Annotated in this window: 14 protein-coding genes; 7 read left to right on the top strand and 7 right to left on the bottom strand. The window is 63.2% G+C overall.

Features of this window, described 5'->3' with window-relative positions; genetic code table 11:
- On the bottom strand, positions 1–734 hold a 734-nt coding region (locus EN993_RS22800; protein ID WP_127264879.1), incomplete at its 3' end, for a thioredoxin family protein.
- A 298-nt stretch (positions 735–1,032) separates the two neighbouring features.
- Here EN993_RS22800 and EN993_RS22795 point away from each other — a divergent pair.
- Positions 1,033–1,704, top strand: coding sequence for a ceramidase domain-containing protein (locus EN993_RS22795; RefSeq protein ID WP_127264878.1), 672 nt, complete (start codon positions 1,033–1,035; stop codon positions 1,702–1,704).
- 88 nt (positions 1,705–1,792) lie between these two features.
- Here EN993_RS22795 and acnA read toward each other — a convergent pair whose 3' ends face one another.
- The gene (gene acnA / locus EN993_RS22790; protein ID WP_127264877.1) at positions 1,793–4,483 is read right to left on the bottom strand and encodes an aconitate hydratase AcnA; all 2,691 of its coding nucleotides are present in this window, start codon (positions 4,481–4,483) and stop codon (positions 1,793–1,795) included.
- Between the two features lie 281 nt (positions 4,484–4,764).
- On the opposite strand from acnA, the gene ccmA reads away from it, so the two are divergent.
- The 4 genes from ccmA to EN993_RS22770 all read left to right on the top strand — a co-directional run bounded on the left by ccmA (position 4,765) and on the right by EN993_RS22770 (position 6,975).
- Positions 4,765–5,394: a heme ABC exporter ATP-binding protein CcmA gene (gene ccmA, locus EN993_RS22785; RefSeq protein ID WP_127264876.1), complete on the top strand. Its 630-nt coding sequence runs from the start codon at positions 4,765–4,767 to the stop codon at positions 5,392–5,394.
- Positions 5,394–6,059 carry a heme exporter protein CcmB gene (ccmB, locus tag EN993_RS22780; protein WP_126066917.1) on the top strand — a complete coding sequence of 222 codons (666 nt, stop codon included), beginning with the start codon at positions 5,394–5,396 and terminating at the stop codon, positions 6,057–6,059. The genes ccmA and ccmB overlap by 1 nt, the downstream gene beginning before the upstream one ends.
- Positions 6,060–6,235: 176 nt before the next feature.
- Positions 6,236–6,403, top strand: a complete 168-nt coding sequence (gene ccmD, locus EN993_RS22775) for a heme exporter protein CcmD (protein WP_127264875.1) — start codon at positions 6,236–6,238, stop codon at positions 6,401–6,403.
- Positions 6,400–6,975, top strand: a complete 576-nt coding sequence (locus tag EN993_RS22770) for a DsbE family thiol:disulfide interchange protein (RefSeq protein ID WP_127264874.1) — start codon at positions 6,400–6,402, stop codon at positions 6,973–6,975. Before ccmD ends, EN993_RS22770 begins: the two co-directional genes overlap by 4 nt.
- Before the next feature lie 168 nt (positions 6,976–7,143).
- On the opposite strand, the gene EN993_RS22765 is transcribed toward EN993_RS22770, so the two are convergent.
- Positions 7,144–7,311 (bottom strand): hypothetical protein, encoded by a 168-nt coding sequence (locus EN993_RS22765; protein ID WP_081738754.1) that lies wholly within the window; start codon positions 7,309–7,311, stop codon positions 7,144–7,146.
- 270 nt (positions 7,312–7,581) lie between these two features.
- Here EN993_RS22765 and EN993_RS22760 point away from each other — a divergent pair, with 270 nt between their 5' ends.
- Positions 7,582–8,502: an SMP-30/gluconolactonase/LRE family protein gene (locus EN993_RS22760; RefSeq protein ID WP_109663768.1), complete on the top strand. Its 921-nt coding sequence runs from the start codon at positions 7,582–7,584 to the stop codon at positions 8,500–8,502.
- 74 nt (positions 8,503–8,576) lie between these two features.
- The gene (locus tag EN993_RS22755) at positions 8,577–8,783 is read left to right on the top strand and encodes a 4-oxalocrotonate tautomerase family protein (RefSeq protein ID WP_013892236.1); all 207 of its coding nucleotides are present in this window, start codon (positions 8,577–8,579) and stop codon (positions 8,781–8,783) included.
- 23 nt (positions 8,784–8,806) lie between these two features.
- Here EN993_RS22755 and EN993_RS22750 read toward each other — a convergent pair whose 3' ends face one another.
- The 4 genes from EN993_RS22750 to ftsY form a co-directional block, all read right to left on the bottom strand.
- Positions 8,807–9,337, bottom strand: a complete 531-nt coding sequence (locus EN993_RS22750) for an NADPH-dependent FMN reductase (RefSeq protein ID WP_109663770.1) — start codon at positions 9,335–9,337, stop codon at positions 8,807–8,809.
- A 39-nt stretch (positions 9,338–9,376) separates the two neighbouring features.
- Positions 9,377–9,997 carry a pyridoxamine 5'-phosphate oxidase family protein gene (locus EN993_RS22745; protein WP_109663772.1) on the bottom strand — a complete coding sequence of 207 codons (621 nt, stop codon included), beginning with the start codon at positions 9,995–9,997 and terminating at the stop codon, positions 9,377–9,379.
- A gap of 23 nt (positions 9,998–10,020) precedes the next feature.
- Positions 10,021–10,695, bottom strand: a complete 675-nt coding sequence (locus tag EN993_RS22740) for a septation protein A (protein WP_109663774.1) — start codon at positions 10,693–10,695, stop codon at positions 10,021–10,023.
- 61 nt (positions 10,696–10,756) lie between these two features.
- On the bottom strand, positions 10,757–11,983 hold a 1,227-nt coding region (gene ftsY / locus EN993_RS22735), incomplete at its 5' end, for a signal recognition particle-docking protein FtsY (protein ID WP_245468937.1).

The following is an 11,983-nucleotide window of genomic DNA, read 5'->3' as shown; positions in this document are numbered from 1 at the left end:
TTGCCGCCCGACTGCGGCAGCCCGGCGCAGCCGCCCTTCTTGGCTATCTCGCTCATCGTCAGTTCGTAGCGCTGCGCCTTGCCGTGCCACATGCCGGCGGTCTGGATGCCGGTGACCGCATTCCAGTAGGTCATCTTGCGGCCGTTGTTCTCTCCCTCACCGATCTTGACCGTCTGCGGGGGGTCGAAATAGACGATGACGACATGGGCGTCACTGGGGCCGCTACCGGCATCGCCGGCGTCGATCATCACCCGGTCGCTGGTGCGGCTGACCTTGATGGCGACGCGCATGCCTTCGCCGCTCTTGGCCATGCGGGCGAGCGCGCCATCGACCTCGCCGCGGCTGGCGCCGTTGACGTGGACGCGGCCGTTGATGACGGCCTGCGGCGTGTAGACGGAGCGGCTGCCGAAGGCACGCATATAGTCATATTGCCGCTCGGTGTTCTCCTTGCGGCTCAGCGTGTCCTGCCAGCCGAGATAGTCCCAGTAGTCGACATGATAGGCGAGCGCGACGATGTCCTCCTTGGCGACAAGTTCGGCGAACAACGCATCGGCCGGCGGACAGGAATTGCAGCCCTGGCTGGTGAACAGTTCGACCACGCCCAATGGTTTTTCGAGTTGTGGCTTGTCGGCCTGGGCTCGGTCGGGCTCGCCGGCATACCCGGCGCCGGCAGACGCCGAGAAGGCCAGCGCAAAGGCTGCCAGCCACAATGATTTTCGCGAGGCCATGGCCATTCCGATTCCCGCCGGTGGTGCCGGCTTTATCTTGATTGCTAAAATATGTGGCAGAAGCGGAAGTCAACGGGAAGTCACGTTGCGGTGAAATTTGCCATTGCAGCCGACAGCAACGGCACGATAGGGCGGTTCATCGTTTCACCGAAACGCCGAACCGCTCTATCTCTTTGGTTTGACGCAATTTCCAAGGGAAAGCGCTATGCGCTTTTCCCGGGAAAACCGCTTCACACTTTTCCTGTAATTGCTCTAGGAGAAGGCTTGCGCTTCAGGATAGAAACCGATTCGGGCGGCAATCACGATGTGGCAAACTCTTTTGGCGCCGGTCGACCTCTATTGCGAGCGGACCGGGCCGGAATTCTGGTCCGAGCCGGTCAACGCCCTGACGAACCTCGCCTTCATCGCCGCCGGCCTGTGGGGCGTGCGCGAGGTGCGAAGGCTGGGCACCGGCACCTTCGCCGAGGTGCTGGCCTGGTGGGTGGTAGCGATCGGCATCGGCTCGACGATCTTCCACACCTTTGCCACCAAGGGCACGATCTGGGCCGACGTGTTGCCGATCGCCGGCTTCACGCTGGCCTACACGCTGTTCAACCTGCGTCGCTTCCTCGGCCTGCGATGGGGCAAGGCCATCGCCATCTTCATTGTCTTCTATGTGGTTGCCGGGGCGATAACCTTCGCCGTGCCGGACTGGCTGCGCCAGGCGTCGAACGGCACGACGGGCTATCTGCCGCCGTTCTTGGCGCTCGCCTTCTTCGGCGCGCTGGTGGCGGCCAGCGGCAATCGCGCCGGCTGGTACAATCTGGCGGGATCGGCGATCTTCGTGGTGTCCGTCATCTGCCGGATGATCGATCCACTGGTCTGCGGCAGCTTTCCGCTCGGCACGCACTTCCTCTGGCACATCTTCAACGGCCTGATGCTCGGCGTGCTTCTGGCGGCGGCGGCGCGCTTTGGGAAGCCACGGGTAGGGCAGTAGGGCAGTAGGGCAGTAGGGCAGTAGGGCAGTAGGGCAGTAGGGCAGTAGGGGGCCGACTTCCTTGCCCTACTGCCCTACTGCCTTCCCGCTAAGCGGCCAGATCGCGTAACACGTATTGCAGGATGCCGCCGTTCTTGAAGTAGTCGAGCTCGTCCAGCGTATCGATGCGGCAGATGATCGGCACGTTCTTCACCGTGCCGTCGCCATAGGTGACCTTGGCGATCATCGTCTGGCGCGGCTTGATCGTGCTCAGTCCGTCGATCTCGACCAGCTCGTCGCCTTTGAGATTAAGCGTGGCCCAGGAAGTGCCATCCTCGAAGACGAAGGGGATGACGCCCATGCCGACCAGGTTCGAGCGGTGGATGCGCTCGAAGGACTGGGCGATGACGGCGCGGACACCAAGCAGATTCGTTCCCTTGGCCGCCCAGTCGCGCGACGAGCCGTTGCCGTATTCGACGCCGGCGAAGACAACCAGCGGCACGCCTTCCCTCTTGTACTCCATCGCCGCGTCGTAGATCGATTCCTCTTCCTTCGACGGGTAGTGGATGGTGTAGCCACCTTCGCGACCGTTCTCGCCCAGCATGTGATTGCGGATGCGGATGTTGGCGAAGGTGCCGCGCATCATCACCTCGTGATTACCGCGCCTTGTGCCGTACTGGTTGAAGTCGGCGACGCCGACGCCATGGTCGGTGAGGTATTTGCCGGCCGGTGAGGCCGCTTTGATCGAACCCGCAGGCGAGATGTGGTCGGTGGTGATCTTGTCGCCGAACAGGCCAAGCACGCGGGCGCCCTTGATGTCGCCGATCTTGCCGAAACCAGCGGTCATGCCGGCGAAATAGGGCGGGTTCTGCACATAGGTCGAGTTGTCGTCCCAGGCATAGGTCTGGCCTTCCGGCGCCTTGACGTTCTGCCAGTACTCGTTGCCCTTGAAGACGTCGGCATATTTGCGGGCGAACAGCTCGCGGGTGACGTTTTTCTCGATGAACTCCTGGATCTCGGCCGAGCTCGGCCAGATATCCTTGAGATAGACCGGGTTGCCGTTCTTGTCCTCGCCGAGCGGCTCTGTCGTGAGGTCCTTGGTGACGGTGCCAGCCAGCGCATGCGCGACGACCAGCGGCGGCGACGCCAGATAATTCGCCTGCACGTCGGGCGACACACGGCCTTCGAAGTTCCGGTTGCCGGACAGGACCGCGGCAGCAATCAGGCCTTTTTCGTTGATGGTTTTCGAGATCGGCGCCGGCAGCGGGCCGGAATTGCCGATGCAGGTGGTGCAGCCGAAGCCGACCAGGTTGAAACCGATCTGGTCGAGTTCCTTCTGCAGGCCGGATTTCTCCAGATATTCGGCGACCACCTGGCTGCCCGGTGCCAGCGAGGTCTTCACCCACGGCTTCTGCCTCAAACCGAGGCGGTTGGCGTTGCGGGCCAGGAGGCCGGCGCCGATCAGCACGCTCGGGTTCGAGGTGTTGGTGCACGAGGTGATGGCGGCGATGACGACATCGCCGTGACCGAGATCATGGTCGGTGCCTTCGACCGGATAGCGCTTGTGGATCTCGGCGGCCTTCTTGTATTCGGTCTCCATCGCCTTGGCGAAGCCTTCCGGAATGCCTTCGAGCGCGACGCGGCCTTCGGGCCGCTTGGGGCCGGCCATCGACGGCACGACGGAGCCAAGTTCCAGCTCGAGCAGGTCGGTGAAGACAGGGTCGGCCGAGCCGGTGTCGCGCCACAACCCTTGCGCTTTCGCATAGGCCTCGACCAGCGCGATGCGATCCTCGCTGCGGCCAGACATTGTGAGGTAGCGGATGGTCTCACCATCGACCGGGAAGAAGCCGCAGGTGGCGCCATATTCGGGCGCCATGTTGCCGATGGTGGCGCGGTCGGCCAGCGTCATGTTGGAGAGGCCCGGGCCGAAGAACTCGACGAACTTGCCGACGACGCCCTTCTTGCGCAGCATCTGGGTGACGGTGAGCACGAGGTCGGTGGCGGTGACGCCTTCCTTGAGCTTGCCGGTGAGGCGGAAGCCGATGACTTCCGGCAGCAGCATGGAGACGGGTTGGCCGAGCATGGCCGCCTCGGCCTCGATGCCGCCGACGCCCCAGCCGAGCACGCCAAGGCCGTTGATCATCGTGGTGTGCGAATCGGTGCCGACGCAGGTGTCTGGATAGGCGGTGGTTTCGCCGTCCTCGGTGTTGGTCCACACCACCTGGCCGAGATATTCGAGGTTGACCTGGTGGCAGATGCCGGTGCCGGGCGGCACGACGCGGAAGTTGCGGAACGCCTGCTGGCCCCATTTCAGGAACTTGTAGCGCTCCTCGTTGCGCTCATATTCGAGCTCGACATTGCGGGCAAAGGCCATCGGCGTGCCGAATTCATCGACGATGACGGAATGGTCGATGACGAGGTCGACGGGCACCAGCGGGTTGATCTTCTGCGGGTCACCGCCGAGCGAGGCCATGGCGTCGCGCATGGCGGCAAGGTCGACCACGGCCGGAACGCCGGTGAAATCCTGCATCAGCACGCGGGCCGGGCGATAGGCGATCTCGACGCCGGCGGTGCCCTTGTCGGTCAGCCAGCCGGCCACCGCCTGGATCGATTCCTTGGTGACGGAGCGGCCGTCCTCGTTGCGCAGCAGGTTCTCCAGCAGCACCTTCATCGAATAGGGCAGCTGGGCGATGCCTGTCAGGCCGTTCTTCTCGGCCTCGATGAGATCGAAATAGACATACTCGGCGCCGCTTGCGGTCAGCGTGCGGCGGCAATTGAAACTGTCGAGGGATTTTGACACGTGCGATCCTTGTCTGTTCAGCCTGAAAGGGAACGGACGCCGATGGCATGCAATCACGCGCAAAGGTGCGGGTACGGCCATTTCCGCTGTCCGTTCCCAAGCAACCCGAGCCGTTCAAGGCGGCGCGTGCGCTGGTTCGGCGCTAATTCTGTTCCCGTGCCGACCGCTGGCACGGATGCACCGCATATAGAGAATTTTCTGGAATAGTTCTAGACAGTTGCAAAGCAAATTTGTGCGATGCGGCAGCTGCCGCGGCACATGGTTTTCAGGACAGGCGAGGGATGCGGCTGATCGCCGAAAATTTGGGCGGCGAACGCGGCGGCGACACGGTGTTTGCCGGCATCGGCTTTGCCCTGGAAGACGGTCAGGCGCTTGTTGTCACCGGGCCGAACGGATCAGGCAAATCGACTTTGCTGCGGGTCATCGCCAGGTTGCTGCCGGTGGCGGAAGGCAGCGTGAAGATTGAAGGTGGCGGCGAAGCGTTTCCGTCGATCGCGTCGGCCTGTCATTACCTTGGCCACCAGAACGCAATGAAGCCGGCGCTCAGCGTGGCGGAGAACCTGCGCTTCTGGCGCGACTTCAACGGCGATGGGCAACTCGGCGTCGAAGAGGCGCTTGAAACCGTCGGGCTTGGCGGCATCGGCCACCTGCCGTTCGGCTATCTGTCGACAGGGCAGCGGCGGCGGTCGGCGATCGCCAAGCTTTTGGTCAGCCACCGGCCATTGTGGCTGCTCGATGAGCCGACAGCGGGGCTGGACAAGGCTTCGGAGGGGCGGTTCGCGGGGTTGATGACGAGACATTGCGCGGATGGCGGAATGATTGTCGCGGCGACGCATCTGCCGCTTGGATTGGATGGCGCGAAGGGGTTGGTGATGGGGGAACTCCTGCCTCAACAAGGGACCGCATCCTAATGTGGTCGCTCTTCCTGCGCGACATCCGCCTCAACATCCGTGCCGGCGGCGGGGCGCTGACGGGCGTCATCTTCTTCCTCGCTGTCATCGCCACCATCCCGTTTGGGGTCGGGCCGGACCTGAAGCTGCTTGCTCGCATCGGTCCGGCGATCCTGTGGATCGGCGCGCTGCTGTCTTGTCTGCTCGGCCTCGACCGGCTGTTCCAGGCCGACCGCGAGGACGGCTCGCTCGATTTGCTGGTGCTCGGCAATGACCGCCATATGCTGGCGCTGACGGTGCTGACGAAATGCCTGGCGCATTGGGCGGGCAGCGTGCTGCCGCTGGTCATCGCGGCTCCCTTGCTCGGCCTGTTCATGAACATGGAGCCGCTCGGCATCGGCGCCACGGCGCTGACCCTTCTGGTCGGCACGCCGGCAATCACCTTCATCGGTGCTGCCGGTGCCGCCGTGGCGGTGGCGCTGCCTCGTGGTGGGCTGCTGATCTCGGTGCTGGTGCTGCCGCTGACCATCCCGGTGCTGATCTTCGGCGTTTCGGCGAGCTATGGGGCCACCGCCAATCCCGATCCGTTTCTGCAGCCCTTCCTCATTCTTGCCGCGCTGACCTTGTTTCTTAGCGTGCTGGGTCCGGTCTCGGCGGCGCTGGCGCTGCGCCACGGAACGGATTGAGTGACGTCAGGCGCGGTTTGCGCGACATCAAGGGCGGCAGCGCGGCGACCGCATAAGTTCGGAAGCCGCGGCGCGGCAGCCGATTGCGAAGCCGCCAGCACGCCGTTAAGGGAAAGCATGATCGAGCGAGGTGGAAGGATACCGTTGGGAAGAAGGATGTCGATGGAACGGCAGGCATGAGCGCGCACGCACTTTACGTGACCGCCGCCTATGGCATCACCGCCGTGGTGTTGATCGGGCTGATCGGCTGGATCCTGATAGACCAGCGGGCGCGCAAGCGCGAACTCGCCGAACTGGAAGCGGCCGGCGTGCGGCGGCGTTCCGACAAGGCGGCCAGGCCATGAGCACCGAAACGGAAACGCCGACGCCACGTCGCCGCCTGTTCGTGCTTTTGCCGCTGTTGATCTTCCTCGGCCTGGCTGGACTGTTCCTGTCGCAGCTGTTGTCGGGGCGCGATGTTTCGGAAGTGCCGTCGGCTCTGATCGGCCTGCCGGCGCCGCAAACCAACCTGCCGGCGCTGGAGGGCATCAATCTGCCCGGGCTCGATTCGAAATCCTTCGCCGGCAAGGTCACATTGGTCAACGTCTTCGCGTCGTGGTGCGCGCCGTGCCGCGAAGAGCATCCGGTGCTGCTGGCGCTGTCGCAGGACAAGCGTTTCACCATGGCGGCGTTGAATTACAAGGACCGGCCGGAAAATGCTCGCCGATTCCTCGGCGATCTCGGCAATCCGTTCCAGGCGATCGGCGTCGACGAAGCTGGCCGCACGGCGATCGACTGGGGCGTCTATGGCGTGCCGGAAACCTTCGTCATCGGCAAGGACGGCAAGATCGCCTACAAGCATGTCGGCCCGCTGACGCCGGAGACGGCGAGGGATCTCTTGCTGCCACAGATAGACAAGGCGCTGGCGGCGCGTTGATATTAAGGTGATGCCGGCCTGCAAACGGCGGCTTCCTGCACTTCCGGTGCTCACGTAGTTAAGTACGTTCCGCTCCGGTTCTCGGAAACCACCGTTTTCGTCTCGGCCTGACCTGAATCTCAGCGCACCTTGGCGGTGCGTCTTATCGGACTCGAGATCAGCCCGAGATCAGCCGTAGATCTGCTTGTGGACCTGGTAGAGCATTTCCGAGCGGTCGGCGCGCATGTCGGCCAGATCGCGGCTGGAAAAGCTGTCGATTTCGGCGACAAGGCGGTTGTAGTGCTTGCGCTTGGCAATGCTGTTGCGAGCGCGGGTCATGAGACTGTCGAGGATCATAGCAAGGTTCCTTTTGGCGCCGCATTTCGGCGGCGGTTTCTTCCTCCCTTGATCGATACGAAGCATGACATAGTAATGGTGCGTTGCAAAAAGAAGATGTTGCAATGCACCATTGCGCCCAGCGCATAGCCGGTTAATGCTGCGTTGACGTCATGCGTAGAGCCGGCAAGTGATCTGTCTTGGCTTTTTGCATGACACTGTGCGTACCCACATTGCCTTCTGTCCCGCCGGCTGGCTTGATCCGGTGTCACTGATGCCGGGAGGAAAAGCATGGCGGCCGCAGACTACTATGAAATTCTCGATCCGCGCTTCGCGCGCCTGTTCAGCGGCAACGCGCAGGTCGAGAAGCTGTTCACCGGATGCCAATGGGCGGAAGGGCCGGCCTGGTTCGCCGCCGGCCGCTATGTCGTCTGGTCCGACATCCCCAACAACCGCATGCTGCGCTACGACGAGACCGACGGTAATGTCAGCGTCTTCCGTCAGCCGTCCGGCAACTCCAACGGCAACACTGTCGACCGGCAAGGCCGGCTGGTCACCTGCGAGCATTCCGGCCGCCGCGTCAGCCGCACCGAGTTCGATGGCTCGGTCACAACCATCGCCGCCAAATGGAAGGGCAAGCGGCTGAACTCACCCAACGATGCGGTGGTGAAGTCGGATGGCTCGATCTGGTTTACCGATCCGAGCTACGGCATCGATACCGACTATGAAGGCGACAAGGCCGAGAGCGAGATCGGCGCCTGCCATGTCTACCGGGTCGACCCCGGCACCGGCGAGGTCGAAGCCGTCATCACCGACATGGTCAGGCCCAACGGTCTCGCCTTCTCGCTCGACGAGAGCAAGCTCTATGTCGTCGACACCGGCCGCACGCATGGCGCGCAGAATCCGGCGCATATGCGGGTGTTCAATGTCGGCAAGGGCGGCAAGAAAGTCTCCGGCGAAAAAATCTTCGCCGACTGTACGGCCGGCCTGTTCGACGGCTTTCGGCTCGACGAGGACGGACGCATCTGGACCAGTGCGGCCGACGGCATCCATTGCTACGATCCGGACGGCACGCTGATCGGCAAGGTCAAGGTGCCGGAAGTCACCGCCAATTGCGTGTTCGGCGGCAACAAGCTGAATTGCCTCTACATCGCCGGCACCACGTCGCTCTACATGGTGCGGCTGATGGTCAACGGCGCCAAGACTTATTGAGACCAGAGCACTGACGATCATTCGACAGTTTCGTCGAAGTGGGTCGCGAGCACGAACATCCCCGGGAGGACAAAATGCCATTCGTCAACATCCGTATCGTCAAGGAAGTGATCGCCGCCGATCCGGCGGGCAAGAAGGCGGATATCGCCAAAAAGGTCACGGCGGCCATCATGGACGCCACCGGCCTCGGCAATGACGATGTCTGGGTGGTCTTCGAGGAGGTCAATGCGCGCGACTGGTATGTCGGCAAGACCGATGTCGAGACGCTGCGAAAGGGCTAGTTCGAAGGTATGGCGGCCGCCGCTCAACGCGCGCGGATGAAAGCGGCGAAAGCATTCAGCGCATCATGCATCGCCCGCCGGTTTTCCGGCTCGGCCAGGATGGCCTCCACATCAGGCGGCTTCTTGCCGAGCAAGGCAATCTCCAGCACGTCGTCGCAAAGCGCGAACGACATGGTGCGCATGACCTCGGCCAGTGCGGCGCGGGCAAACAGCGAGCGCGGCGAGGCGTGCACCAGCATTGCGGGCTTCTCGACGGCGGCGTCGCGCGAGACCAGCCAGTCGAGGGTGTTCTTCAAACCGCCCGGCACGCCATGGGCATATTCCGGACAGGAGATGATCACGCCGTCGGCTTGAGTGACGGCGTCGATCAGTTCGGACGCCGCGGGCGGCGTCCGCTCGCCCTCATCGTCGGGGTTGAAGATCGGCAGACGGCCAAGCCCGTCATAGACGGTGACACGGCAGCCGGGCGGGGCGTTGTGCGCCAGTGCGGCGACCAGTGCCGAATTGGTGGAGGCCGCGCGCAGGCTGCCGGAAATGGCAAGGATGTTCAGCAAGGTGTGGAACCGGTCAGGACGAATCGTGGTCCCGAAAGCCTACCACATCGTCTGCTTGTAGCCGTCGTCCAGCCAGCGGTCGGTCGCCTCGGCCGAATCGGCCAGCGCCAACTGGTCGCGCAGGATCTGGCCGAGCGTCGGCAGCGTCGCGCGGTCGTACCAGGTTTCCGGCTTCCACAGATCGGAGCGCATGAAGGCCTTGGCGCAATGCATATAGGTGGCCTTAACGGTGACCACGATAACGCTTTGCGGTTCCTTGCCGTCAACGGCAAGCCGCTCGCGCAGGCCACCGTCGACGGTGATGCGGGCCTCGCCATTGACGCGCAGCGTCTCGTTCATGCCGGGAATGAGGAACAGCAGCCCGACCGAGGGATTGAGGAGGATGTTCTCCAGCGTGTCGAGCCGGTTGTTGCCGGGCCGGTCCGGAATGGCGATGGTGGTGTCGTCGAGCACGGCGGCAAAGCCCGGTTTGTCGCCCTTCGGCGTCACGTCGGCATTGCCGGCGCCGTCGGACGAGCCGATCAGCACGAACGGGCTCTTGCCAATGAAGGAACGGCAATGGCCATCGAGCAGTTTCAGCTCCTTGCGGATCGAGCCGTCGGTCGGTCGCGGCGTCTTGTAGATCGTCCTCAGCTCGTCGCGCGTGGTGACGAATTCCATGGCTCTCCCCCTAATTGCAGGCTCTACTTCCCGGCCTTCTCTTCTTTCCCGGTCTTGTCCTCAAGCGAATGGCGCAGGATCAGCGGCATCTGGCTGAAGGTGAACAGAAGCGTGATCGGCATGATGCCCCAGACCTTGAAGGTAACCCAGGCGTCGGTGGAAAAATTCCGCCACACCACTTCGTTGGCAAGGGCCAGGAACAGGAAGAACAGGCCCCAGCGGAAGGTCAGCTTGCGCCAGCCTTCGGCGTCGAGGCTGAAGGCCGAATCGAAGACATAGCCAAGCAGCGACTTGCCGAAGTAGAGGCCGCCGAGCAACACGCCGCCGAACAGCGTGTTGACGATGGTCGGCTTCATCTTGATGAAGATGTCGTCCTGCAGATAGAGCGTCAGTGCGCCGAAGATGAAGACGACGACGCCCGACACCATCGGCATGATCGGCAAGGTGCGCAACAGCAACCATGAAGCGATCAGCGCGATGGCCGTGGCGGCCATGAACAGGCCGGTGGCGACGAAGATCGGGCCGCCGAATTCGGCCAAAGCAGGGAATTTCTGCACCAGCCATTCGCCGCGCGCATTGGCGAAGAAGAAGACCATCAACGGCCCCAGCTCCAGCACCAGCTTGAGCAGCGGATTGACGCCTTCCTTCTTCTGTTTTTGCGGGTCGGACGGATCGCGTTCGAGAATGGGTGGGTTCATGGAATCTCTTTCTTACGCATGATCTGATCCAAAAAGTCTGCAACTTTCTGGGACATGCTTGCTACGCCACTCCAGCGATCGCCCTGGCGAATTCGCTTGCTGAGAAAGGTTCGAGGTCGTCGACCTGTTCGCCGACGCCGATGAAATAGACCGGCAGTTTGTGCTTTGCCGCGATCGCCACCAGAATACCGCCGCGTGCCGTGCCGTCCAGCTTGGTCATCACAAGGCCGTTGACGCCGGCGACATTGCGGAAGATCTCGACCTGGTTGAGCGCGTTCTGGCCGGTGGTGGCGTCGACCGTCTGCAAAACGGTGTGCGGCGCTTCCGGATCGAGCTTGCCGAGCACGCGGACGATCTTTTCGAGCTCGGCCATCAGTTCGGTCTTGTTTTGCAGGCGGCCGGCGGTGTCGATGATCAGCACGTCGGAGCCGGCTTCCCTGGCCTTTTCGAAGGCGTCGTAGGCGAGGCCTGCGGCATCGGCGCCGATCTTGGAGGCGATGACCGGCGATTTCGTCCGCTCGCCCCAGATCTTCAGCTGTTCGATCGCCGCGGCGCGGAAGGTGTCGCCGGCGGCGAGCATCACCGACAGGCCGCCATCGGTGAGCTTGGCGGCCAGCTTGCCGATGGTCGTGGTCTTGCCGGTGCCGTTGACACCGACCACCAGGATGACATGCGGCTTGTGCGAGAGATCGAGCTCCAGCGGCATGGCGACGTGGGTCAGCACCTTTTCCACCTCGGCCGCCATGATGGCGCGAACCTCGGTGTCCGAGACATCCTTGCCGTAGCGGCTGGCGGCCAGCGCATCGGTGACGCGCAGGGCGGTTTCCATGCCGAGATCGGCGCGGATCAGCACATCCTCCAGGTCCTGCAGCGTCTCCTCGTCCAGCTTGCGCTTGGTGAAGACGCCGGCAATGTTGCCGGTGAGCTCCTTGGACGAGCGGGCAAGCCCGTCCTTCATGCGCTGGAACCATGAACGCCTCGGCGCCGGCTCCGGCGCCTTCTGGGGCTCGGCCTTCTGCTCGACCTTCTTGGTGACGGTCACCTTGCCGGGCGCAGGAACGGGTTTTGGAGCAGGTTGCGGAATGGCCTGCGGTTCGGGCGCGATTTCGGCAATGACAGGCTGTGATTCAACAGGCGATGGCTGGCGAATGGGCGCCGGGATATCGACCGGCGGAGCTTCGGGCGCCGGCTTTATCTCCCCCTCGATGGGGGAGGTCCCGAGCGCAGCTCGGGGGTGGGGGTGACTGGCGCCGGTGCTGTCACCCCACCCCCGAGCTGCGCTCGGGAC

This window comes from Mesorhizobium sp. M7D.F.Ca.US.004.01.2.1 (genome assembly GCF_003997785.1).
In the GTDB taxonomy this organism is placed as follows: Bacteria; Pseudomonadota; Alphaproteobacteria; order Rhizobiales; family Rhizobiaceae; genus Mesorhizobium; species Mesorhizobium loti.
Note: the sequence above shows the minus strand (reverse complement) of the source record. Positions and strands in the feature narration are given on the sequence as shown.